Below are 23,926 nucleotides of genomic sequence, written 5' to 3' on the forward strand. Positions count from 1 at the left end.
GATGAATTCGTCCAGTGCGCTCGTTGATTGGTTATTAGACAGCCTCGAACTCAACACCAGCCTGTTCCACGTGGGCCGCTATTGCGGTGCCTGGCATGCCAGCACCCATGGGCTGGCCAGCGCGAGCTTCCACCTGGTTGTGCAGGGCCAATGCTGGTTGCATATTGACGGTGAACCCCTGCCCCAACACCTGAATAATGGTGATGCGGTGTTTCTGCTGCGTGACCTTGAGTATCGGTTGTCTGGTGAAGCGACGGCGCAGGGCGCACAGGAATGCCCGCGCCGACCAATGCAGGCACTGGATAGCAGCGCCGAGGATGGCGTCGGCCTGGTCTGCGGCTTTTTTCACTTCCATTCCGGTTTGTCGGCGATGATCGTCGACAGCTTGCCCGCCTGGATTATCCTGCGCGCCGGCGACCCTTCGCTGACCGCCGCGCGCAATCTCTTCGAATTGATTTTGCAGGAATGTGAGCGCGTACCCGCGCCCTCCTCGGCATTGCTCGAGCGCTTGTGCCATTTATTGTTTCTGTATGTGCTGCGTCAGCAAGTCATCGATAACACCGAACTGGGCGGTTTGGCAGCGCTGGGCCGCCAACCGGCGTTCGCCGAACTGCTCGAGCAATTGATCGCACGCCCGGCAGACCCATGGACCCTGGAAAGCATGGCGGCCTGCACCGGCTTGTCGCGCTCGGCATTTTTCAAGCGCTTCAGCGAGCTGTGCGGGCAATCGCCGGGGCACGTGCTGTTGATGATGCGCATGCGCCATGCGTGCCGCCTGTTCAAAGAAGACATGACCGTTGCCGATGTGTCGCTGGCGGTGGGCTACCAATCGGTGGCGGCATTCACTCGCGCGTTCCACAAGACCACCGGCCAGCAGCCTGGGGCTTATCGCAAAGGTCAATGGCAGAATTAGCAAACACGAATGTCGGCTTGCTTACCATCGGCTGTAAGAAATGGAACTGTGTTGCGGGTTAATTCCACACAGCGAGTCCATGACTCACTGGCATTAGAACTATGACTCCTAGCTCGCTCGCTTACGCCCCGCAGCCTGGCAATCGCGCTGACACACACCCCACACCAGCTCCTGCCCCACGGGAATCCATTTATAACGCTCCGGATTTTTACGCCCCAGGTACTGGCCGAACTCGAACCAAAGCCGAGACATTACTCAATGATGGCTACGTAAAAATCACCCAGCAGGCCAAATGGGACATATATGCCCAACCGCCTAAAATCGAGCGCGTCACCCTGACACTGGAAACCGGTAATGCCGCCGACACGCTCCATGTCGGCAATAACCCTGATGGAAGTTTGCAGGTGCAGATCAATGGTAAGTCTTACCGGTTCGACGCCAAGGGTAAAAACGGTGAGCCCATTGAGTTACATATCAAAACCAATGGCGGTCATGACCATCTGACCATCAGCCCTACAGTCGATAACCCCGTCACGTTTGAAGGCGGTGATGGGGATGACACCTTTATCGCCGGGGCAGGCAGGACCAGTGCACTGGGCGGTGCAGGTGACGACAAGCTTTGGCTGGGCTCGGGAACAGGCTACGCCGAAGGCAATGACGGTGACGACTTGATCGTCGGCGGAACCGGCAATACGGTCATTTACGGTGGCAACGGCAAGGATCACCTCTATGCCGGTATAGGGCCGGCTGGCAAGCAAAGCTATGTTGATGGCGGCAACGGCGACGACCACCTGTACGCCGGCAGCGGGCATTCTGTCCTTCACGGCGGCAAGGGTGACGATCACCTGCTGGGAACAGATCGTACGACCTTTTACACGGGTAAAGGCCGAGATCGGATCTGGAACAACCGACCTGGCGATCTTATTTATGCAAAAGCTGGAGACGCCTACGACCGGTCTCAGGGCTCAAAATTTGTCGAGGTAAAACCAAGCTTCGCGGGAAATGAAGGTTTCAAAGTCAGTGGTCGTCCCGAATTCAAACAACGGGTCGATGACGACTTCGAATTCCTGCGCAGCTCGCCCAATGGGCAAAAGATACTCAGAGACATGGACAAGGAAGCGCTGAAGGCCGGGGGCAAGGTTGAGATCCAGGAGTCGACCGACGGAAGCCACTACTTGTTTCGCAGCCGCGAACTGGGCAGAGCTCAGCGCGCCGGTGAGCTGAACATAAGCGCTGAGGACCCTAGAAGCGGCGTGATCACCCATAACAGGCCCGGCTCACGTGCCGACGCGGGGGTGGTGTATTACGATCCGACAGTTTCAGGCGATGAGAGAGGCCTCCTGTTTATCCCGCCAGTCGTTGGTTTGGTGCATGAAATCGGGCATGCCTACAACGGCGCGACCGGGACAAACCTACCCGGTAAAACCTCGGAGCGGTCGGCGTACGATCCTGCGTTCAAAGACACAGTCAAAAACGTTGAGTTTCAGGTCGTCGGCTTACCGGGCAGCACCGCGCAGCCTTTTGACTTCGACAACGACCCGTCTACCCCGCCCACCACCATCAACCCCGAACACTTCACGGAAAATGGCATGCACCGTGAAATGGGTCGGCCTTTGCGCAAGAGCTACCTGGTCTGACCCTGTGCGTTCGAGCGTCACCGCACATAGGCCAGGTAACGCTTGAGCCATCCAGGCGCGAGCGACATATCCAGTCGCAAGCTCTGCGCGGCTGCCAGGAACGCTTGCGCATCGAGCGTCCACGTAAGAGAAGCCCTGACATGCAGTCAGGTTTTCTACGTTGGTCATCGAGAAGGACATCAGCATGCTCTCTCCCTACGCTTACGCTCCAGCAACCGTGCGTCACCTGGTACCCAGCGTCGAGCCAGTCAAACCTGCACGTTCACCCTACGACCCACCGTCTGACCTGGCGCCAGGCGCAAAAGCCGCTAGAACACATGAACTGCTCAAAAAAGGCGATGTGACCTTCAGCCGGGAAATCACCTGGAGCACCGTGGGTTCCGAAAAACCCAGGATTGTGTCCAATCGGCTAATAGTTGAAAGCGGCAATGATGCCGACAAGATTCAGGTGCGCAGTTGGCCTGGAGACAAGTTGCAGTTCCTCGTCAATGGCAGGTCGTATGTGCTCGACGCCCAAGCACAACAAGGCCCGCAGCCGAGCCTTTTGATCAAGACCAACGGTGGCGACGACAAGGTCAGCATTGATGATGACGTCATGCACGTCGTGGAAATTCACGGTGGCGAAGGCAACGACATCCTCAAGGCGGGTGGAGGCCCCAGCGCACTCTATGGTGGAGGTGGCAACGATGAACTGTGGTTGGGGCGCGGCTACGGCTATGCGCAAGGGGACGACGGCGACGACCTGATCGTGGGCGGCTACGGCACCAGCGTCATGTTCGGCAATAATGGCAACGACCGCATCTATAGCAAGACCGGCGCTAAGGACTCAGAAAATTTGATGTTCGGTGGTGACGGCAACGACGTGCTCTATGCCACTGACGGCAAAAATCATCTGAACGGTGGCAACGGTAATAACCAACTGTTTGTGAATGACCGCACAACCCGCTACAACGGTGGAGGTTCCGACCGCGTCCAGGATAGCCGCAGCGAAAACGAATTTTCATTCATGCCCCTGGCGGTTGGCACCGACCCCCTTCCTCACCCTTGACTGAAGTGAAACAGGGCAAAGCGGGCAACAGGTAACCCGGCAGCACGTTTTGCGAACAGGCGACCTTGCGCAACGAACGCCAACAAGGTCGCCGCCAACCCGACAACTTCGCACCATCGCACCTAAAGCTCCTCCTCGCCAAGCCGATAGCCCTACGAAGCTCTAACAAAGCCGCGTCGACAATAACGCTTCGTAAGGACGACCCCATGCCCCCACTGCGCTCCATCCAAACCCGCTATACCCTGTTTCTGGTGTTGTTCGTCCTGCTGATATTGGTGTTGACCGTCGTCGGTATCGGCCAGTTGGTGGCCCCCACGCTGCGCCATACCGAAGAGCAGGTGGTGCTCAACCGCGTCGCCGAAGTGGCTGAACGCATCAAGGGCGAACTGAACAAGGTTCAGGCCCAGCAACGCAGCATCACCCAAACCATTCCCCTGCTCGACAGCGACGCCATCGACAAGGTGCTGCCCGGCCTGGTGGACCAGTATGGCGAGCTGAAAGTCTTCGGCGGCGGTATCTGGCCGCTGCCCAACCAGCGCGCGCCAGGGCGCAACAAGTTCAGCACCTTCTGGCACCGCGATGCCTCGGGCAAGCTGGCGGTCAATACGTTCTGGAACAGCGACGCCGCACCCAACTACTACGACCAGAGCTGGTACAAAGGCGGCCTCGCCTCGCCACGCGGCCAGTGCGCCTGGGCGGCGGCCTACAAGGACGACGCCAGCCAGGAGCCGCGCACCAACTGCGCCATGGCCATCGAGCGTGACGGCGCGGCGTATGGCGTGGCCACCATTGACGTGACCCTGGGGTTCTTCAATGAATTGGTGGCCAGCAAGGAAAAAGACATCGGCGGCCAGATGCTGATCGTCGAAGGCGACGGCAAGATCATCAGCAACAGTTCACGCATCAGTGGCCCGGTGGTGTTAAAGAACATCAGCGAACTGGCCGGCACCTCGGCGTTTGCCGCCCAGGTGAGTAAAGCCCTGGCCCATCGCGACCAGGTGCTTGTGCGCACCGAGTTCGACAACCAAGGCGTGGCCAGCACCTTCTACTTGCGCCCGATCGAGGGCACGCCGTGGTTCCTCGCCACCGCCCTGCCCACCTCGTTGATCACCGCCCAACGTGATGACGTGCTCGGCAGCCTGGCCCTGCTGCAAATCCCCATGGTGTTGCTGCTGGTGCTGTTGGCCGCTTATGCGATCCGCCAACTGGTGCAGCGCATGAAGTCACTGAAAACCAATATTGATGCATTGTCAGCCGGCGACGCCGACCTGACGCGGCGCATCACTATTCGCGCCGAGGATGAACTGGGCGCCATCGGCCATTCAGTCAACCACTTTATCGTCTACCTGCAGAACATGATTGGTGAGGTGACCCAGGCCACGGGCGCCATGTCGTCGAGCCTGGCGCAGTTGCAGCAGACCTCGGCCCATACCAACCAGATTCTGGTACGCCACGCCTCGGAGACCGACCAGACCGTTACCGCCATCACCGAAATGAGCTCGACTGCCGACACTGTGGCGCAAAACGCGGCGCAAACCGCTTCGTTTACCCAGCGCGCCAACGAGCATGCCGACCGCTCCCGCGTGGTAGTGGGCGAAGCGTCCACCAGTGTCAGCGCCTTGATTGGCGAAGTCGCCAGCGCCACCCACACCGTGGAGGCGATGCGCCAGGACGCTGCACGCATCACCGAAACCCTCGGCGTGATCGGCGCGATTGCCGGCCAGACCAACCTGCTGGCCCTTAACGCCGCCATTGAAGCAGCGCGGGCCGGCGAGCAAGGCCGTGGTTTTGCGGTGGTGGCCGATGAAGTGCGGGCGCTGGCGGCACGCACCCAGGCCAGCACCTCGCAGATCAACGAGATGCTCGCGCGCCTGACCACGGGCGTGAGTTCGTCGGTGGCGGCCATGGAAAACACCCAGGCCAGTTGCCAGTCGGCGGCGGATGCCACGGCGCGGGTGAACACCGGGCTGGATGAGATGGCCGGTTCCGTCAGCCATATCAATAACCTCAGCACCCAGATCGCCACGGCCGCCGAGCAGCAAAGCGCGGTGACCGAGGAGATCAACCGCAGCATGGTGCAGATCCGACAGATGGTCGACGAGTTGGTAGAAAGCGGCCATGCCACGCAAACCAACACCCAGAGCCTGCTGGACGCCAATGGCCGAGTGATTGCGTTGATGAGCCGCTTCAAGGTGCGCTGATAATTTACTGAGACACTCCCGTGCAATGCGCGGGAGTGGGACTATTCTGACAGTTCTCAGGACAAAATCTCGCCACACAGGAGGTGTGTCATGCATGCAACTGAGCATTCGGTCCGCTTGGAGCGGATCAGTCAGGAGCGCTTCATCCAGGCACCTATCGAGGTCATCTACGACTACGTGACCCAGCCGGATCGCTGGCACGAGTGGCACCCCACTTCCCTGAGTGCCGACACCGGCACCAGCGGTTCACTGCCGGTCGGCACACGCTTTACCGAAATCATCGACCTGCTGGGCGTGCGCGTGCCCATGAGCTATCGCGTGCAGATCGCCCGTCGTCCCAGTGAATTCAAGACCGTGTTCACCTCCCTGGCGGTAGACGGCTCGATTCACTACTTCCTGCAACCCCATCGTAACGGCACCTTGTTCAAGCGTGTGCTGACCTACGAGACCGAATTGCAACTGGCCACCTTGCACGAGCGCATGGTCGAGCTGTCGGGCATTGCGCTGGACCAGCTCAAGCACCGGCTGGAAAACGCGGCCTTCGTATAATTTAGAAACATTACTCCCTCACCTATCACACTGTGGGAGCTGGCTTGCCTGCGATGACGTCGGTCATGATCGCCGCACATTCCCGATGCCATCCTCTTGCCCACGAGACCCGCATGAAAAACCCCTTGCGACTGGCGTTACTCTGCGCCCTGCTCACCACCACCCTGGCCCACGCGGCCGACCTGATCCCTATCGACGTACACCGCGACGCCAACTGCGGCTGCTGCAAAAAATGGATCAGCCATCTGGAAACCAACGGCTTCAAGGTCAACGACCATGTCGAAGCCGACATGAGCGCCGTCAAACAGCGCCTGGGCGTGGCACCACGCCTGGGCTCGTGCCATACCGCCGTGATTGACGGCAAGTTCGTCGAAGGCCATGTGCCCGCTGAACAAGTGCTGGCGCTGCGCAAGCGCGATGATCTGCTGGGTATTGCCGCACCTGGCATGCCCATGGGTTCGCCCGGCATGGAAATGGGTGAGCGCCGCGAGGCCTATCAAGTCATTGGCCTGACGCGCGATGGTCAGGACGTGGTAGTGGCTGATTACCCGGCCCACTGATTGATGTTCGCCGGTTACCTGGGGCTGTTTTTTGCCGCCTTCGGCGCGGCCACCCTGCTACCGCTGCAATCGGAAGCCGTGCTGGTCGGCCTGCTGCTCAGCGGGCACTACAGCCTGTGGCTGCTGCTGGGTATTGCGACCTTGGGGAATGTGCTTGGGTCGCTGGTCAATTGGTGGCTGGGGTTTTCGGTTGAACGTTTTAAAGAGCGACGCTGGTTTCCGGTCAGCCCCAGGCATCTGGACAAAGTCCGTCGCCATTACGAACGCTGGGGGTACTGGACGTTGTTGCTCAGTTGGGTGCCAATTATTGGTGACCCGCTGACCCTGGTCGCAGGCGTGATGCGCGAACCGCTGTGGCGGTTTTTGCTGCTGGTCACCCTGGCCAAAAGCCTGCGATATAGCGTGCTGGCAGCGCTGACCTTGCACTGGGTGTTAATCCCCACTTAATCCCCTCGCAACAGCATCCGGGCATTCCTATCGGAGCCCTGCCATGTCTCTAATCCGCGCCTTTTGCATCACCGGCTTGCTGACGGCGAGTGCCGCGCCGGCCCTCGCCGCTACCGCCCTCGCCACTACCTATGGCCCCGAGCTGCAAGGCTTTCAATACCCTTATCCGGTTGAACACTTCAGCTTCCTATCCCAAGGCAAAACCCTGCAGATGGGGTATATGGATGTGCCCGCCAAAGGCACCGCCAACGGCCGCAGCGTGGTGCTGATGCACGGCAAGAACTTTTGTGGCGCCACCTGGGAAGACTCGATCAAAGCCTTGAGCGAAGCGGGTTACCGCGTGATCGCGCCGGACCAGATCGGGTTTTGCACGTCCAGCAAGCCTGACCACTACCAGTACAGCTTCCAGCAATTGGCGATCAACACCCATCAACTGCTGGAAAAACTCGGCATTCAGAAGGCCACAATCATCGGCCACTCCACCGGCGGTATGCTCGCCACCCGGTATGCACTGCTGTATCCCACGCAAACCGAGCAACTGGGGCTGGTCAACCCCATCGGCCTGGAAGACTGGAAAGCCCTGGGTGTGCCCTATCGCAGCGTCGACCAGTGGTATGAGCGCGAGCTCAAACTCAGTGCCGACGGCATTCGCCAGTATGAGCTCAACACCTATTACGTCGGGCGCTGGAAGCCTGAGTACGAACGCTGGGTCGATATGCTTGCCGGCCTGAATAAAGGCCCAGGCCATACGCAGGTCGCATGGAACTCGGCGCTGATTTACGACATGATCTTCACCCAGCCGGTGTACTACGAGTTCAAGGATTTGCAGATGCCCACGCTGCTGTTGATCGGTACGTCCGACACCACCGCCATCGGCAGTGACATCGCACCGCCAGCGGTCAAGGCCAGGCTCGGTCACTACGACGTGCTGGGCAAGCAGGCGGCCAAGCTGATCCCCCACGCGACCCTGGTGGAGTTCCCAGGCCTGGGCCACGCACCGCAAATGGAAGAGCCCGCGCAGTTTCATAAAGCACTGTTGCAGGGGCTGAACGCCCTTTAATCCAACCTTTTCGAGGCACAGGTGAATGTCGGTACAGATCGCAGTCATTGATGATTGGCAGAATGTGGCCAGTGGTGTGGTGGATTGGTCGGCATTGGCGTCGGTGGGCCAGGTGCATTTTCTGCACGACTACCCCGCCGATACCGCCACGATGGTCGAACGTTTGCAGACGTTCGACGTGATTTGTGTGATGCGCGAGCGCTCGACCTTCGACCAGACCCTGCTGCAAGGCCTGCCCAAGCTGAAACTGTTGGTGACCGGTGGTATGCGCAACGCGGCCATCGACATTGCCGCGGCCAAAGCCCAGGGCATCCAGGTGTGTGGCAGCGACAGCTACAAGCAGGCGGCACCGGAACTGACCTGGGCGCTGATCATGGCCTCGACCCGCAACCTGCTGGCCGAAGCCAACTCGCTGCGTGCCGGCGGTTGGCAGGTCGGGCTGGGCGGTGATCTGTATGGCAAAACCCTGGGGGTTCTCGGGCTGGGCAGCATCGGCCATAAAGTCGCGCAGTTTGGCCAGGCATTTGGCATGCGCGTAATTGCCTGGAGCGAGAACCTCACGCCGGAACGTGCCGCCGAGGCAGGTGTAAGTTGGGTCAGCAAGCGTGAATTGTTCGAACAGGCGGATATTCTTAGCGTGCATCTGGTACTCAGCGAGCGCAGCCGCGGCCTGGTGGATGCGCAGGCGCTGGGCTGGATGAAACCGAGTGCGCGCCTGGTGAATACCTCACGTGGGCCGATTGTGGATGAGCAGGCGCTGATCGAGGCGTTATCAGCCGGGCAATTGGCAGGGGCTGCGCTGGATGTGTATAGCGAAGAGCCACTACCGACTGATCACCCCTTCCGGCGCTTGCCCAACGTGCTGGCCACGCCCCACGTAGGCTATGTGAGTGAACAGAATTATCGGCAGTTTTATCAGCAGATGATCGAGGACATTCAGGCCTGGGCCAAAGGTGCGCCCATTCGCACGCTCTAGGCATTGTGGCCGAGCGGGCCGGTTGTGATGAGCAGGCTTGTTGTGGCAAACAGGCTTGTTGTGGCGAGCAGGCTTGCCCTGCGTTGGGCTGCGGAGCAGCCCCATAATGAGCACACCGAACTACCTGATGCACCGATTCAGCCATTTGGGAGCGCTGCGCGCTCCAACGCAGGGCAAGCCTGCTCGCCACAGTAAGCCTGCTCGCCACACCTAGGCCGTTCGCCACTATTGCCCCGCCGTTCTCGCAAAATCACAGCAGTCTCGAACTGTGCATATCGTTACAAGTTTTTTGTCCTACAAAAAAGTCCTAGAAACCTTACAGGCTCAGGGATCTGTCCTAGACTCATGACCGATGGGTCCGTTCCAAAACAAAAACCCCGCAAAAAATCGAAACTTTACAACTCTGCCGCAGGTCAAGTTTTTAAGGGAGACGAGCGCAGGCGATTCAGCCGAATGCCCGTCCATCCACTCTTTTTTAGCAATCGGTGCAACTGGCATACGCCTTGCCAGTTTGTACAGTGCTTGTGCGCCTGGCCGCAGGATGTGGCCAATCGGAGCCGATGGCAGCGGGCCATCAGCCGACCAAACATGTAGGAGAGAACTATGATCAGTGCTGCAGTCGATACTCAGGGAGAGCGTTTTAGTCAGACGGCAGGGGGACCGACGTCGTTGGCCGACCTGCCCAACACTGTGCGGCCGATCGTGAGTCAGAGCCCTAATCGAAAGAAAGTCTTGTTTGTGACCTCCGAATTCGCCGATCTGGTGAAAACCGGCGGCCTGGGCGACGTTTCCGCCGCCCTGCCCCGCGCCATGGCGCACCTGCACGATGTACGCGTGCTGATTCCGGGCTACCCGCAGGTGATGGAGAGCGACAACCCGATCCATATCATCGGCGAACTGGGCGGCCACGCGGCGCTGCCGCCGTGCAAGATCGGGCGCATGGACCTCAAGGACGGCCTGGTCATCTACGTGCTGATCTGCCCCGAGCTTTACGAGCGTGAAGGCACGCCCTACGGCGCCAACAACGGCCGCGACTGGCCGGACAACCATATCCGTTTCGCCCGCCTGGGCCTGGCCGCCGCCGACATGGCTGCCAACCTGGCGCAGATCCACTGGTGCCCGGACCTGGTGCACGCCCATGACTGGCCTGCTGGCCTGGCGCCGGCTTATATGCACTGGCGTGGGTCGCGCACCCCCACACTGTTCACCATTCATAACCTCGCTTACCAAGGTGTGGTCAGCCTGGCGTCGACCCCGGAATTGGGCATTCCACCCCATGCCCTGCAACAGGAAGGCATGGAGTTCTACGGCAAGATGTCGTTCCTCAAGGCGGGCATGGCGTACTCCAGCCATATCACCACCGTGAGTGCGACCTACGCCCAGGAAATCACCACCCCGGAATTCGGCTGTGGCCTCGACGGTTTCCTCGCCAGCAAAACCCAGCAAGGTTTGCTCAGCGGGATTCCCAACGGCATCGACGAAAGCTGGGAAACCTCCACCGACACGCACCTGACCCACAATTTCAATATTGGCGACTGGGAAGGCAAGGCGGTGAACGCCGCCCATGTGCGCGAACTGTTCGGCCTGCACGAGTCCACCGGCCCGCTGTTCGCGGTGGTATCGCGCCTGGTGTACCAGAAAGGCCTGGACCTGACCGAAGCGGTCAGCCGCTTTATTGTCGAGAACGGTGGCCAGATCGCCATCATCGGCCGTGGCGAGCCGGAAGAAGAACACGCCATGCGCGAACTCGCCCTGCGCTTCCCGGGCCAGGTCGGCGTGCGAATCGGCTTCAATGAAACCGATGCACGGCGCATGTTTGCCGGCAGCGATTTTCTGCTGATGCCTTCGCGCTATGAGCCGTGTGGCTTGAGCCAGATGTATGCCCAGCGTTTCGGCTCGCTTCCGGTGGCGCGCAATACCGGCGGCTTGGCGGACACCATCGAAAATGGCGTAACCGGCTTCCTGTTCAACGAGTCCACGGTTGAAAGCTATGAAGAGGCGCTGAGCCGCGCCTTCAGGGTATTTGCCAACAAAGGCCTGCTTAACGCGATGCGCAGCCGCGCTATGACCCAACCGTTCAACTGGTGCCAGGCGGTGGAACCCTATGCCGAGCTTTATGAGCAACTGGTGGCCAAGGCGCTGGGGAAACCCACGAAGTAATTATTTGTTTTTGTTTCAAAAAAGGGAGGTCTTCATAGATGCCGTCAAGGACTCTGGAAACCTGGCCCCACGGCGCAATCATGCTGGACGCGCAACACACGCGTTTTGCCTTGTGGGCGCCAGACGCGTTTTATGTCAGCGTTGAATTGCAAGACGGCAAGTCCATCGCCATGTTGCCCAAGGCAGATGGCTGGTTCGAGGTAGAAACCAAGTGCCCGGCGGGCACTTGTTACCGCTATAACATCGACGGCGAACACGACGTGCCCGATCCCGCTTCCCGGGCTCAGGCTGCTGACGTACACGGTTGGAGCATCGTCGTCGATCCCCTCGCCTATCAATGGCGACACAGCCAGTGGCAAGGTCGCCCTTGGCATGAAGCCGTTATCTACGAACTGCATGTGGGCGCAATGGGGGGTTATGCAGCCGTTGAAAAACAGCTGCCACGCCTGGCTGAGCTTGGCGTTACCGCCATTGAATTGATGCCCTTGGCGCAGTTCCCCGGCGAGCGCAATTGGGGCTACGACGGGGTTCTGCCCTACGCCCCGCAAGCCTCCTATGGCTCCCCCGAACAACTCAAGGCGCTGATCGACAGTGCCCACGAGCACGGTTTGGCGGTGATCCTGGATGTGGTCTACAACCACTTCGGCCCCGATGGCAATTACCTGGGCCAGTATGCCCAGGGCTTTTTTGAAGAAGACGTGCACACGCCCTGGGGCGCCGGGATTGATTTTGATCGCCGCGAGGTGCGCGATTTCTTCCTCGATAACGCTCTGATGTGGTTGCTCGAGTACCGCTTCGACGGCCTGCGCCTGGACGCGGTGCACGCCATCGACAACCCCGGTTTCCTCAAGGAACTCGCGCACAGGGTACGCCAGCAGGTGGACACCGGCCGCCACGTGTGGCTGGTACTGGAAAACGAACTCAACCAGGCCAGCCTGCTCAAGCACGACTTTGATGCGCAGTGGAACGACGACTTCCATAACGTGCTACACGTACTGCTCACCGGCGAAACGGATGCGTACTACAGCGACTTCGCGCAAAACCCTACCGAGAAACTCGCGCGCTGCCTGGGCGAAGGTTTTATCTACCAAGGCCACACCACCCGCCACGGCCATGCGCGCGGCGAACCGAGTGGCGACCTGCCACCCAGCGCCTTCGTGGCGTTTTTGCAGAACCACGACCAGGTCGGCAACCGCGCCCTGGGCGAGCGCCTGCACCAGCTGTGCTCGCCCCAGGCGCTGAAAGCAGCCACCACTTTACTGCTGATGTCGCCGATGATTCCGCTGATGTTTATGGGCGATGAAGTCAACGCCGAGCAACCGTTCCTGTTTTTCACCGATCACCACGGTGAGCTGGCCGAAGCCGTGCGCGAGGGTCGGCGCAACGAATTCGCCGACTTCGCCGCGTTCAAAGACCCAGAGCGGCGCGAACACATCCCCGACCCCAATGCGCTGCCGACATTTCTGCAGTCGGCGCCCTTATTCACCGAGAACGCACACGCACAGCTGTACCGCCAGCTGCTGAGCCTGCGCCACCTGCATATCGTGCCGCACTTGCCCGGCAGCGTGGCCCTCGGCGCACAGGTATTGGCCGACGGCGCCGTCACCGCGCGCTGGCGCCTGGGCAACGGCAGCCTGTTGCAGATTGACCTGAACCTGGGCGCCACGCCGCTGGATCACCCGGCGCCGCCGCACCTGCTATTCGAGACGTCTGCCCATGAAGGCGCGCAACTGGCGCCGTTCAGCGCACGCGTCGCCTTATCCCCTGTTGGAGATCACCCTTGAGCGAAGCGAACCTGGAAATACTCGCCAGCCGTGCGGGCCTGGCCGTCGATTGGATCGACGCAAACGGCCGCCCGCAACATGTCAAACCTGAAGCCTTGCGCGCCGTCCTCAAAGGCCTGGGCCACCCGGCCGATACCGACGCCGAGATCGATGCCAGCCTGCTCGAAATGGAACAGGTGCAACACGACAAGCACCTGCCACCGCTGATGACCGTGGACACCGGCGCGGGTCTGGACCTTGCACGTTACTTCGCACCGGACACACCGTGTCGCGTCAGCCTGGAACAGGGCGAAACCCTGGAGTTGCGCCTGGACGGCAATGCCGTACTGCCCGGCGTGATTGCGCTGGGTTATCACCAGGTGCATATCGACGACCAAACCTTCACCCTTGCCGTGGCCCCTACCCATTGCTACAGCGTCGCTGAAGCGGTCGACAGCCAACCCGCCCGCGCCTGGGGCCTGAGCGCGCAACTGTATGCACTGCGGCGCCTGGGCGACGGCGGTTTTGGAGACACCCTGGCGTTGGAGCACTTGGTGCGCAGTGCCGCCGAACGCGGCGCCGACGCGTTGGCCATCAGCCCGATGCATGCGATGTTCAGCGCCGACACCGAGCGCTACAGCCCCTATTCACCGTCCAGCCGCCTGTTCCTCAACAGCCTGTATGCCTCGCCCGGCTGCATCCTTGGCGAGCGCGAAGTGCGCAACGCCATCGAGGCACTGGACCTCACGGATGAGATGCACGCACTGGAACAGCTCACCTTGATCGACTGGCCCGCCGCCGCCCGCGCCAAGCAGGGCGTGTTGCGGGCCTTGTATGAAGATTTCCGCCACGGCCAGCACCCGCAACACGCCGACTTCCTGAGCTTTCGCCAGGCCGGCGGCGAAGCTCTGGAAAATCACTGTCGCTTCGAAGCCATACAGGCCGTGCGCGCCGCCGCCGGTGAAGACCTCGATTGGCGCCACTGGCCCGAAGCATGGCGCACGCCACAAAGCCCGGCGCTGGCGCAATTTGCCGCCGAGCATGCGGATGAAATCGGCTATTTCGCCTTCAGCCAATGGCTGATCGCCCGCAGCCTGGAGCGCGCGCAACAAGCCGCGCGTGGCAGCGGCATGGGCATCGGCCTGATCGCTGACCTGGCCGTGGGCGCCGATGGCGGCGGCAGCCAGGCCTGGAGCCGACAGGATGAGTTGCTGGCCAACCTCACCGTCGGCGCGCCACCCGATATTCTCAACCGCGCCGGTCAAGGTTGGGGCATCTCGGCGTTTTCCCCCGAAGGCCTCAAGCGCAACGGCTTTCGCGCTTTTATCGAGATGCTGCGGGCCAACTTCGCCCACGCCGGCGGCCTGCGCATCGACCATGTAATGGGCCTGCAACGCCTGTGGGTTATCCCCATGGACGCTACGCCGCGCGAAGGCGCCTATTTGTATTACCCGGTGGATGACCTGCTGCGCCTGCTGGCGCTGGAATCCCACCGTCACCAGGCCATCGTGCTCGGTGAAGACCTGGGTACCGTGCCCGATGGCCTGCGTGAAAAACTCAGCGGCCGCTCGATCCTGGGCATGCGCGTGTTGCTGTTTGAACAAAACCACGAAGGCCACTTCAAGCCGATCCTCGATTGGCCGGACGACGCCTTGGCCACCTCCAGCACCCACGACTTGCCAACGCTCAACGGCTGGTGGCACAGCCGCGATATCGAGTGGAATATCCAGCTGGGTCTGATCGATGCGCCCACCGTGGAGCAATGGAGCGAACACCGCCTGCGCGAACGCCAGGCGCTGCGCCAGGCCTTGAGCCAGGACCCGCAGAACTTCGTCGATGAAATCCGCAACGACACCGACCACATGATCGACGCCAGCGTGCGCTACCTGGGCCACACCCGCGCGCCGTTGGTGCTGCTGCCGTTGGAAGACGCGCTGGGCATCGAAGAACAAGCCAACCTGCCCGGCACCACCGACACCCACCCCAATTGGCGCCGTCGCCTGCCAGGTGAAGCCGCCAGCTTGCTCGACAACGACAGTGCCGCCCGCCGCCTGGAGCTGCTGGCCGTGGCGCGCAACCAGGCCCATGAGCGTGACCGATGAACGCATTACCCCTGCGCGCAACCCAGCGCCTGCAATTTCATAAAGGCTTTACCCTGGACGATGCCGTCCCCTTGGTGCCCTACTTCGCCCAACTGGGCATCAGCCATCTGTATGCCTCGCCGCTGCTCGCCGCGCGCGCCGGTTCCATGCACGGCTACGACGTGGTTGACCCGACCCGCGTCAACCCCGAGCTTGGCGGCGAGCCCGCCTTGCACCGGCTGGTTGCGGCGCTGCGCGAACACGGGATGGGGCTGATCCTCGATATCGTCTCCAACCATATGGCCGTCGGTGGCGCCGACAACCCGTGGTGGCTGGACCTGTTGGAATGGGGGCGCTTGAGCCCCTACAGCGAGTTTTTCGATATCCAGTGGCACTCACCGGACCCGCTGCTCAAGGGCCAGTTGCTGATGCCGTTTCTGGGCAGCGACTACGGTGAAGCGCTGCAAAGCGGCAATCTGACGCTCAAGTTCGATGCTGCGCATGGCGGTTTTTACGTCGAGCATTACGAACACCGCTTCCCGATTTGCCCGCGTGATTACGCCATGATCCTGGGCAGCGATGAAGTGTTGAAGCCCCTGGCTGAGCGTTTCAGCGCCCTCGCCTATGAGGATGACGCCTACACCGAAGCCGGCTGGCTCAAACATGCGTTGGCAGAACGTGCCAGCGAAGCTTCGGTGTTGCACGCCATCGAACACAGGCTGGCCGAGTTTGATGGCCGCCAGCCAGACGGCTTCCAGCACTTGCACGCCTTGCTGGAACAGCAGGTTTATCGGCTGGCCAGCTGGCGTACCGCAGCGGACGATATCAACTGGCGGCGCTTCTTCGACGTCAATGAACTGGGCGGCCTGCGCGTAGAACGCAGCGCCGTGTTCGAAGCCACCCACGGCAAGATTTTCGAGCTGATCAGCCAAGGCCTGGTGGACGGCCTGCGCATCGACCATATCGACGGGCTTGCCGACCCGCGCGGGTATTGCCGCAAGTTGCGCCGGCGTGTGGACTCACTTTCGCCCAACCGGCATTTGCCGATCTTCGTGGAAAAAATCCTCGGAGAAGGCGAAACCCTGCGCGAAGACTGGCAGGTGGACGGCACCACCGGCTATGAATTCATGAACCAGCTGTCGCTGTTACAGCACGACCCGGCGGGCTTTGCACCGCTGGCTGAGTTGTGGACGCGCCACAGCGAACGGCCTGCGGCCTTTATCGAAGAAGCCTGGCTTGCTCGCCAGCAGATCCTCAACGGCTCGCTGGCCGGTGACTTTGAGAGCGTGGCACAGGCCCTGCTGCAAGTGGCCCGCGACGACGTGATGACCCGCGACCTGACCCTGGGCGCGATCCGCCGCGCCTTGCAGGAACTGATCGTGCACTTCCCGGTGTACCGCACCTACATCAGCGCGCGTGGGCGCAGCGCCAATGACGATGTGTTTTTCCTGCAAGCCTTGGCCGGTGCCCGCAGCACCTTGGGCGAAGGCGACTGGCCGGTGCTCGACCACCTGGAAAAATGGCTGGGCGGCCAACCATGGCGCAACCGCCCGGTCGGGCGTGAACGCAAGATGCTCAAGCATGCCTGCGTACGCTTCCAGCAGCTTACATCGCCGGCGGCTGCCAAGGCCGTGGAAGACACCGCGTTCTATCGCTCGGCGGTGCTGCTGTCGCGTAACGATGTAGGGTTCAGCACTGAACAGTTCAGTGCACCGCTGGCGGATTTTCACGCGGTTAACCAGCAGCGTTTGCAGACTTTCCCCGACAACCTGCTGGCCACCGCCACCCACGACCACAAGCGCGGCGAAGACACACGGGCGCGCCTGGCGGTACTGAGTGAATGCGCGCCGTGGTATGTCGAACAGGTCGACCAGTGGCGCCGCCTCGCCGCACCGCTGCGCGACGATGCACACAGCCCGTCGGCGGGCGATGAGCTGATCCTTTATCAAGTGCTGCTCGGCAGTTGGCCGCTGGAAACCAACCCGGACTTGCAGTCTTACCAGCAACGCCTGTGGCAATGGCAGCAAAAAGCCCTGCGCGAAGCCAAGTTGCAAAGCAGTTGGAGCGCGCCCAACGAAGCCTATGAACAGTCGGTCGAAGCCTTTCTGTCACGCCTGCTGCTCAGCGATGCCGGCGTGCCGTTACGCAACGCCATCGCCAGCGCCGCCCAGGCCATTGCCACGGCGGGCGCACTGAACGGCCTGGCGCAATCCTTGCTTCGCATCACCGTGCCGGGTGTACCGGATTTGTACCAGGGCGATGAGTTCTGGGACTTCAGCCTGGTAGACCCGGACAACCGCCGCCCGGTGGATTTCAACGCACGGCAACACGCGCTGAACAACCCACCGGACGTCGGTGAGCTGTTGTCCCACTGGCGCGACGGGCGTATCAAACAGGCGCTGATTGCCCAGGTGTTGGCCGTGCGCAAGGCCAATGCCGAACTCTTCCAACGCGGCAGTTACACCGCGCTGGAAGTGGTAGGCAAACACGCCGATCACGTCGTCGCATTTTGCCGCACGTATCCAGGCAAACACCTGCTGGTAGTGGTGCCACGTTGGTCCCATCGCTTGCTGGAAACAGGTGAGCAACCCCATATCAATGCGCAGGTTTGGGGCGATACGCGGGTGAAATTACCGTTCGCCAGCACAACACAAAACTGGAAGGGACTTTTTCATACAGGCGCAGTCACACCAAACAAGGAGCTGTTGATCAGCGCTGCCCTGGGGGATTTCCCGGTCAATGTCTTTATCAATTCCGATGATCAAGAAAGCTGAAAATTTTCTGTGAGGAGTATTGTGATGAGTACTGAAGACAAACGCATACGCGAATTGGCGCATCAGATCTGGGAATCCGAAGGCAAGCCCCACGGTGAAGATGCACGCCACTGGGAGATGGCGCGCAAATTGGCCGAAGCCGAAGCGCTGACGCCCAGCAAACCTAAAGCTGCGGCCAAGCCCAAGACCGCACCCAAGCCTGCGCCAAAAGCCAAGCCGCCGGCCCCGGCGGCCAGCAAGCCTGCACCGCCAGCGGCGAAGAAGCCTGCGGCGCCAAAAAAGCCCAAGCCTTAACAGCCCACGCGCCGCCTGCCGACACTGTCGGCAGGCGGCCCTTTTTACTTTCTATTGCGTCAGCTGAGCAACCGTCGGCACGGTAGCGCTCGGCCCGAAAAAGACCCTTGCAGGAGCACTTTAATGAGCAAACCCGATAACAACCCAGCCACGCCGGAAAATGAGCCGTCGCGGATTCGTGAAGGTTTGCCCTTCCCTCTAGGCGCCACCTGGGACGGCCTTGGCGTCAACTTTGCGCTGTTCTCAGCGAATGCCACCAAGGTCGAGCTATGCCTGTTCGATGACACCGGCGAGGTGGAGCTTGAGCGTATCGAACTGCCCGAATACACCGACGAAACCTTCCACGGCTACCTGCCCGACGCCCACCCCGGGCTGATTTACGGCTACCGTGTGTACGGTGCGTATGACCCGGCCAATGGTCACCGCTTCAACCACAACAAACTGCTCATCGACCCGTATGCCAAACAGCTGGTGGGTGAACTCAAATGGTCCGAAGCGCTGTTCGGCTACACCATCGGCCACCCGGACGACGACCTCAGTTTTGACGAACGTGACAGCGCGCCCTTTGTGCCCAAGTGCAAGGTCATCGACCCCGCGCACACCTGGGGCAACGACCAGCCGGTACGGGTGCCGTGGGACCGCACGATCATCTACGAAACCCACCTGCGCGGCATCAGCATGCGTCACCCGTCGGTGGGTGAGTCGGTACGCGGCACCTGCGCCGGGCTGATGGAAGATGACGTGCTCAAGCACATCCGCCAGCTCGGCGTATCATCCGTTGAGCTGCTGCCGGTGCATGCCTTCGTCAACGACCAGCACCTGCTGCAAAAAGGCATGACCAACTATTGGGGCTACAACAGCATCGCCTTTTTTGCGCCCGACCCGCGTTACCTGGCCAGCGGCAAGATCGCCGAGTTCAAGGAGATGGTCGCGCACCTGCATGAACAAAAACTCGAAGTGATCCTCGATGTGGTCTACAACCACACCGCCGAAGGCAACGAGCGCGGCCCTACCCTGTCGATGCGCGGTATCGACAACGCCTCGTACTACCGGCTGATGCCCGACGACAAGCGCTTCTACATCAACGATTCCGGCACCGGTAACACCCTGGACCTGAGCCACCCCTGCGTGCTGCAAATGGTTACCGACTCGCTGCGCTACTGGGCCACCGAGATGCATGTGGACGGTTTCCGCTTTGACTTGGCGACCATCCTTGGACGTTACCGCGACGGTTTCGACGAGCGCCACAGCTTCCTCGTGGCCTGCCGCCAGGACCCGGTGCTGCGCCAGTTGAAGATGATCGCCGAGCCCTGGGACTGTGGCCCTGGTGGCTACCAGGTGGGCAACTTCCCACCGGGTTGGGTGGAATGGAACGACCGTTTCCGCGACACCGTGCGCGCCTTCTGGAAAGGCGACGACGGCCAGTTGGCGGACTTTGCCGGGCGCATGACCGCCTCGGGTGAGATGTTCAACCACCGGGGTCGCAGGCCCTACAGCTCGGTGAACTTCATCACCGCCCACGATGGTTTCACCCTGCACGACCTGGTGTCGTACAACGACAAGCACAACGAGGCCAACGACGAGAACAACCAGGACGGCAGCAACAATAACCTGTCCTGGAACCACGGCGTCGAAGGCCCCACCGAAGACCCGGAAATCAACGCCCTGCGCCTGCGCCAGATGCGCAACTTCTTCGCCACGCTGCTGCTGGCCCAAGGCACGCCGATGATCGTGGCCGGTGACGAATTCGCGCGTACCCAGCACGGCAACAACAATGCCTATTGCCAGGACAGCGAGATTGGCTGGGTCAACTGGGACCTGGACGATGACGGCAAGGCACTGCTCAAGTTCGTCAAACGCCTGATCAAGTTGCGCCTGGCCTACCCGATACTGCGCCGTGGGCGCTTCCTGGTGGGCGACTACAACGAAGATCTTGGCGTAAAAGACGTCACCTGGCTGGCGCCAGATGGCAACGAGATGAGCACCGAACAGTGGGAAGACAGCCATGGCCGCTGCCTGGGCATGCTGATGGACGGCCGCGCCCAGGAAACCGGGATTCGTCGCCCTGGCGCTGATGCGACCCTGTTGCTGGTAGTCAACGCCCACCACGACATGGTCAACTTCCGCCTGCCGCCGGTGCCCCAGGGTGAATTCTGGACGTGTATGCTCGACACCAATGCCCCGGCAGTGCGCGGGCAGGAGCGTTTTGATTTCGAGCACGAATACGCAGTGACGGGCCGTTCCCTGCTGCTGTTCGAACTGCAACGAGACGATGAGGTGTGACATGGCCCTGCATGGATTCCTTCAAGGCAACCGCAGCTACGCCGATACTCAGGCGCTGGGCGTTGCACTGAAGGCGCTTCAGGAAGAAGGGCTGGACCAACTGCCATTGCCCGGCAGCGGCCAGACGCTTGAACGCTTCAGCCGGCTGGCGCAGGTGGCAGGTCATGACCTGCGCCTGTGCAAGCTGTTCGAAGGCCACACCGATGCCCTGGCGATCATCGCCGAGCTCGACAGCCCCCTGCCGCCCCTGGGCAGCGTTTGGGGCATGTGGGCCGCCGAACCGCCGACGGCCAGGGTGCGCGTGCGCCGCGACGGCCAGCGCCTGATCGTCGATGGGCGTAAAGCCTGGTGTTCCGGCGCAGCGGTGGTCAGCCATGGTTTGCTGACCGCCTGGGACGAAGACGACCGCCAACAGTTAGTGGCGGTCGAGATGAACCAGCCCGGCGTCACCGTCACCCACGAAGGCTGGAACGCCGTGGGCATGGCGGCCACCGGCAGTGTCGAAATCATCTTTGATGGGGCCCACGGCATCGCGGTCGGCGAACCGGGCGACTACCTGGCGCGGCCGGGCTTCTGGCACGGCGGCGTCGGTATCGCCGCGTGCTGGTATGGCGGCGCTCAACGCCTGGCCGAAGTGCTGCGCCTGCAGTGCAGCCAACGTCCTGAACCTCATGCGCTGGCGCATCTGGGCGCGGTCGACAGCGTGCTCAACAGCGCCGCCTGTGTACTGCGCGACGCCGCTGAGCAGATCGACCGCGACCCTCGCGCCAATGCGCAGCTGTTGGCCCAACAGGCACGGGCGTGCATCGAAGATACGGTCGAGCAGGTCATGCACCATGTCGGGCGCGCGGTGGGTGCCGGGCCGTATTGCAAAGATCCGCACTTCGCCCAGTTGATGGCGGACTTGCCCGTGTATGTACGCCAAAGTCACGCCGAACGAGACTTGGCCGCCCTGGGCAAGCTGGTTGCCGAGGACCCCACAGGGAGGTGGCTATTATGAAACCCAACCCGATCGTTGGCCAGGGAACGCCGTTACATCAATGGCAGGATTCAGCCCATATGGCCCAGTTGTCGCACATCAGTGTCGAGCAGTTGGTGCCTGCTGGGCACCGCGCCGTGATCATTGCTCCGCACCCGGACGACGAAGTGCTGGGCTGCGGCGGCCTGATGCAAGGCCTGGCTATGCTGGGCCGGCCGATCCAACTGATTTCCGTCACCGACGGCAGCGCCAGCCACCCAGGCTCCCGGCGCTGGCCGGTCGAGCGCTTGAGCATCGTGCGCCCGCAGGAATCGGCCCAGGCCCTGCACCGTCTCGGCCTGCCATTGCACAGTTTGCAGTGGCTGCGCGCAGGCTTTGCCGACAGCCAGGTGGCGGCCCGTGAAGATGAGTTGAGCGCATTCATAGAACGCTATCTCAAGCCCACCGATGTGATGTTCACCACCTGGCGCGAAGACGGGCATTGCGACCATGAAGCCGTTGGCCGCGCCAGCGCCAGAGCGGCACAGGCGGTCGGTGCAACTCTCTACGAGCTGCCCGTTTGGACCTGGCACTGGGCAACGCCCGAAGACAGCCAGGTGCCGTGGCACCGTGCGCGCAAGATCGCACTGACACCTGAAGCCGTGGCGCGTAAACGTCACGCCATTCATGCCTTTGCCAGCCAGTTGGAAGGCGACCCGCAGGTGGGCCTGGCACCGGTGCTGGCACCTTTTGTGGTGGAGCGGTTGCTGCAACCTTTTGAAGTGGTGTTTGTATGAGTGTGGCCACGCCCTATTTTGATCAGTTGTTCGCTGGTAATGACGACCCATGGGCCTTCCGTCAGCGCTGGTACGAACAGCGCAAGCGCGCCCTGACCCTGGCCGTGCTGACCCGACCCCATTACACGTCGATCTTTGAACCCGGCTGCGCCAACGGTGAGCTGAGTGCCGAGTTGGCTGCGCGTTGCGACCGCCTGGTGTGTTGCGACACGGCCGCCGCTGCCGTGGCACTGGCGCAAACCCGCTTGATGGGGTTTGCCCACGCCCAGGTGCATCAAAGCCGTTTACCTCAGGAATGGCCGACCGGCCAGTTCGACCTGATCGTGTTGAGCGAGCTTTGCTACTACCTCGATGCCGACGATTTACAGCGCCTGATCGACTGCGCCCTCAAGGCACTGACCGACAATGGCCAACTGCTCGCCTGCCACTGGCGCCCGCGCATTGATGGCTGCCCGCAAACGGCTGAACAAGTACACGAACTGCTCGCGCAACGCCTGGGCATGGCCCACCTCGTCCAACATCATGAAAGTGACTTTCTACTCGACCTGTGGAGCCGTGACGGCACCTCGGTCGCCACCCATGAGGGCTTGCGATGATCGGCATTCTGATCCCGGTGCATAACGAAGAAGCGCTGTTGGGCGAATGCCTCAAGGCCGCGATGATCGCCGCCAGCCATCCTGGTTTGCTGGGTGAGGCGGTGCAGATCCTGGCGGTGCTCGACAGCTGCAGCGATGGCAGCGCGGCGATTGCCCAGGCGTATCCGGTGCAGTGTCTTCACGTGCAGGCACGTAATGTCGGGCACGTGCGCGGGGTGGGTGCGCGGCATTTGTTGAACCAGGGCGCACGCTGGATTTCGTGCACCGACGCCGACAGCCGTGTCGCCCCCGACTGGCTGGTGGCGCAACTGGCCTTGGGCGCCGATGCCGTGTGCGGCACGGTAACGGTGGACGCCTGGAACGAAGGCTTCGACGCAGCGGCGCAGATCCGCTACACCCAAGCCTACGAAGCCCGCGACGGCCATCGGCATATTCACGGTGCCAACCTGGGCGTGAGTGCCGCGGCGTACGTGCAGGCAGGCGGCTTCGAGCCATTGGCCTGCCACGAAGATGTGCAACTGGTGCGCAACCTGGAGCGCTGCGGCGCTTCCATCGCCTGGAGCCACACGCCCCAGGTGATTACCAGTGCGCGCCTGGACTGCCGCGCCCAAGGCGGTTTTGGTGATTATTTGAAGAGCTTGATGCAAGCCACCTGAATATTTCGACCGTGCAAGATGTAAAAACGCCGAATCCTTGACTATGCTGAAGTCGCCTTGCTGGTCATCCAGGGTTGGATGGCCGCAGTTCATCGCAGCGGAGCCTGTGCTGAGAAAAAGAGCGTCGTCCCGTCAACGGGGTACGACCCGGCATCATTCGACAAGGACGTGAC

The 23,926-nt window shown here is 61.4% G+C and carries 19 protein-coding genes; all 19 read left to right on the forward strand.

Annotated elements, in window-relative coordinates; all coding sequences use genetic code 11:
- Position 1 precedes the first annotated feature (1 nt).
- The 19 genes from ACTD9P_RS13495 to ACTD9P_RS13585 all read left to right on the forward strand — a co-directional run bounded on the left by ACTD9P_RS13495 (position 2) and on the right by ACTD9P_RS13585 (position 23,753).
- Positions 2-913, forward strand: a complete 912-nt coding sequence (locus ACTD9P_RS13495; RefSeq protein WP_438868068.1) for an AraC family transcriptional regulator — start codon at positions 2-4, stop codon at positions 911-913.
- Between the two features lie 101 nt (positions 914-1,014).
- Positions 1,015-2,550: a M91 family zinc metallopeptidase gene (locus ACTD9P_RS13500; protein ID WP_438868069.1), complete on the forward strand. Its 1,536-nt coding sequence runs from the start codon at positions 1,015-1,017 to the stop codon at positions 2,548-2,550.
- Positions 2,551-2,710: 160 nt separating this feature from the next.
- Positions 2,711-3,598 (forward strand): calcium-binding protein, encoded by an 888-nt coding sequence (locus ACTD9P_RS13505; protein ID WP_438868070.1) that lies wholly within the window; start codon positions 2,711-2,713, stop codon positions 3,596-3,598.
- Positions 3,599-3,804: 206 nt separating this feature from the next.
- Positions 3,805-5,799 (forward strand): methyl-accepting chemotaxis protein, encoded by a 1,995-nt coding sequence (locus tag ACTD9P_RS13510; protein WP_438868071.1) that lies wholly within the window; start codon positions 3,805-3,807, stop codon positions 5,797-5,799.
- Positions 5,800-5,889: 90 nt separating this feature from the next.
- Positions 5,890-6,348 (forward strand): SRPBCC family protein, encoded by a 459-nt coding sequence (locus ACTD9P_RS13515; protein ID WP_438868072.1) that lies wholly within the window; start codon positions 5,890-5,892, stop codon positions 6,346-6,348.
- Between the two features lie 113 nt (positions 6,349-6,461).
- Positions 6,462-6,908, forward strand: a complete 447-nt coding sequence (locus ACTD9P_RS13520) for a DUF411 domain-containing protein (RefSeq protein ID WP_438868073.1) — start codon at positions 6,462-6,464, stop codon at positions 6,906-6,908.
- A 3-nt stretch (positions 6,909-6,911) separates the two neighbouring features.
- On the forward strand, positions 6,912-7,355 hold the full coding sequence (locus ACTD9P_RS13525) for a YqaA family protein (RefSeq protein WP_438868074.1): 444 nt from the start codon (positions 6,912-6,914) through the stop codon (positions 7,353-7,355).
- 43 nt (positions 7,356-7,398) lie between these two features.
- Complete coding sequence (locus ACTD9P_RS13530; protein ID WP_438868075.1) at positions 7,399-8,415, forward strand: alpha/beta fold hydrolase; 1,017 nt, start codon at positions 7,399-7,401, stop codon at positions 8,413-8,415.
- A gap of 25 nt (positions 8,416-8,440) precedes the next feature.
- The gene (locus ACTD9P_RS13535) at positions 8,441-9,391 is read left to right on the forward strand and encodes a D-2-hydroxyacid dehydrogenase family protein (RefSeq protein WP_438868076.1); all 951 of its coding nucleotides are present in this window, start codon (positions 8,441-8,443) and stop codon (positions 9,389-9,391) included.
- Between the two features lie 603 nt (positions 9,392-9,994).
- Positions 9,995-11,551, forward strand: coding sequence for a glycogen synthase GlgA (gene glgA / locus ACTD9P_RS13540; protein ID WP_438868077.1), 1,557 nt, complete (start codon positions 9,995-9,997; stop codon positions 11,549-11,551).
- 38 nt (positions 11,552-11,589) lie between these two features.
- Positions 11,590-13,335 carry a malto-oligosyltrehalose trehalohydrolase gene (treZ, locus tag ACTD9P_RS13545; RefSeq protein ID WP_438868078.1) on the forward strand — a complete coding sequence of 582 codons (1,746 nt, stop codon included), beginning with the start codon at positions 11,590-11,592 and terminating at the stop codon, positions 13,333-13,335.
- Positions 13,332-15,416 (forward strand): 4-alpha-glucanotransferase, encoded by a 2,085-nt coding sequence (malQ, locus tag ACTD9P_RS13550; RefSeq protein ID WP_438868079.1) that lies wholly within the window; start codon positions 13,332-13,334, stop codon positions 15,414-15,416. Before treZ ends, malQ begins: the two co-directional genes overlap by 4 nt.
- Complete coding sequence (locus ACTD9P_RS13555; protein WP_438868080.1) at positions 15,413-18,169, forward strand: malto-oligosyltrehalose synthase; 2,757 nt, start codon at positions 15,413-15,415, stop codon at positions 18,167-18,169. Before malQ ends, ACTD9P_RS13555 begins: the two co-directional genes overlap by 4 nt.
- A 24-nt stretch (positions 18,170-18,193) precedes the next feature.
- Entirely contained in the window at positions 18,194-18,463 is a 270-nt protein-coding gene (locus ACTD9P_RS13560) for a DUF2934 domain-containing protein (RefSeq protein WP_017138916.1), read from the forward strand.
- 123 nt (positions 18,464-18,586) lie between these two features.
- Positions 18,587-20,746 (forward strand): glycogen debranching protein GlgX, encoded by a 2,160-nt coding sequence (gene glgX / locus ACTD9P_RS13565; RefSeq protein WP_200432231.1) that lies wholly within the window; start codon positions 18,587-18,589, stop codon positions 20,744-20,746.
- A gap of 1 nt (position 20,747) precedes the next feature.
- On the forward strand, positions 20,748-21,746 hold the full coding sequence (locus ACTD9P_RS13570) for an acyl-CoA dehydrogenase family protein (protein WP_438868081.1): 999 nt from the start codon (positions 20,748-20,750) through the stop codon (positions 21,744-21,746).
- Positions 21,743-22,501 carry a PIG-L deacetylase family protein gene (locus tag ACTD9P_RS13575; protein ID WP_438868082.1) on the forward strand — a complete coding sequence of 253 codons (759 nt, stop codon included), beginning with the start codon at positions 21,743-21,745 and terminating at the stop codon, positions 22,499-22,501. The genes ACTD9P_RS13570 and ACTD9P_RS13575 overlap by 4 nt, the downstream gene beginning before the upstream one ends.
- Positions 22,498-23,097, forward strand: coding sequence for an SAM-dependent methyltransferase (locus ACTD9P_RS13580; RefSeq protein ID WP_438868083.1), 600 nt, complete (start codon positions 22,498-22,500; stop codon positions 23,095-23,097). The genes ACTD9P_RS13575 and ACTD9P_RS13580 overlap by 4 nt, the downstream gene beginning before the upstream one ends.
- Positions 23,094-23,753: a glycosyltransferase family 2 protein gene (locus ACTD9P_RS13585; RefSeq protein ID WP_438868084.1), complete on the forward strand. Its 660-nt coding sequence runs from the start codon at positions 23,094-23,096 to the stop codon at positions 23,751-23,753. The genes ACTD9P_RS13580 and ACTD9P_RS13585 overlap by 4 nt, the downstream gene beginning before the upstream one ends.
- Positions 23,754-23,926: the final 173 nt, after the last annotated feature.

The organism is Pseudomonas onubensis, from assembly GCF_965653655.1.
In the GTDB taxonomy this organism is placed as follows: Bacteria; Pseudomonadota; Gammaproteobacteria; order Pseudomonadales; family Pseudomonadaceae; genus Aquipseudomonas.

Coding starts and splice junctions, on each gene's coding strand:
- ACTD9P_RS13495 (WP_438868068.1), top strand. CDS start 2: ATGAATTCGTCCAGTGCGCTCGTTGATTGGTTATTAGACAGCCTCGAA.
- ACTD9P_RS13500 (WP_438868069.1), top strand. CDS start 1,015: ATGACTCCTAGCTCGCTCGCTTACGCCCCGCAGCCTGGCAATCGCGCT.
- ACTD9P_RS13510 (WP_438868071.1), top strand. CDS start 3,805: ATGCCCCCACTGCGCTCCATCCAAACCCGCTATACCCTGTTTCTGGTG.
- ACTD9P_RS13515 (WP_438868072.1), top strand. CDS start 5,890: ATGCATGCAACTGAGCATTCGGTCCGCTTGGAGCGGATCAGTCAGGAG.
- ACTD9P_RS13520 (WP_438868073.1), top strand. CDS start 6,462: ATGAAAAACCCCTTGCGACTGGCGTTACTCTGCGCCCTGCTCACCACC.
- ACTD9P_RS13525 (WP_438868074.1), top strand. CDS start 6,912: ATGTTCGCCGGTTACCTGGGGCTGTTTTTTGCCGCCTTCGGCGCGGCC.
- ACTD9P_RS13530 (WP_438868075.1), top strand. CDS start 7,399: ATGTCTCTAATCCGCGCCTTTTGCATCACCGGCTTGCTGACGGCGAGT.
- ACTD9P_RS13535 (WP_438868076.1), top strand. CDS start 8,441: ATGTCGGTACAGATCGCAGTCATTGATGATTGGCAGAATGTGGCCAGT.
- glgA (WP_438868077.1), top strand. CDS start 9,995: ATGATCAGTGCTGCAGTCGATACTCAGGGAGAGCGTTTTAGTCAGACG.
- treZ (WP_438868078.1), top strand. CDS start 11,590: ATGCCGTCAAGGACTCTGGAAACCTGGCCCCACGGCGCAATCATGCTG.
- ACTD9P_RS13555 (WP_438868080.1), top strand. CDS start 15,413: ATGAACGCATTACCCCTGCGCGCAACCCAGCGCCTGCAATTTCATAAA.
- ACTD9P_RS13560 (WP_017138916.1), top strand. CDS start 18,194: ATGAGTACTGAAGACAAACGCATACGCGAATTGGCGCATCAGATCTGG.
- glgX (WP_200432231.1), top strand. CDS start 18,587: ATGAGCAAACCCGATAACAACCCAGCCACGCCGGAAAATGAGCCGTCG.
- ACTD9P_RS13570 (WP_438868081.1), top strand. CDS start 20,748: ATGGCCCTGCATGGATTCCTTCAAGGCAACCGCAGCTACGCCGATACT.
- ACTD9P_RS13575 (WP_438868082.1), top strand. CDS start 21,743: ATGAAACCCAACCCGATCGTTGGCCAGGGAACGCCGTTACATCAATGG.
- ACTD9P_RS13580 (WP_438868083.1), top strand. CDS start 22,498: ATGAGTGTGGCCACGCCCTATTTTGATCAGTTGTTCGCTGGTAATGAC.
- ACTD9P_RS13585 (WP_438868084.1), top strand. CDS start 23,094: ATGATCGGCATTCTGATCCCGGTGCATAACGAAGAAGCGCTGTTGGGC.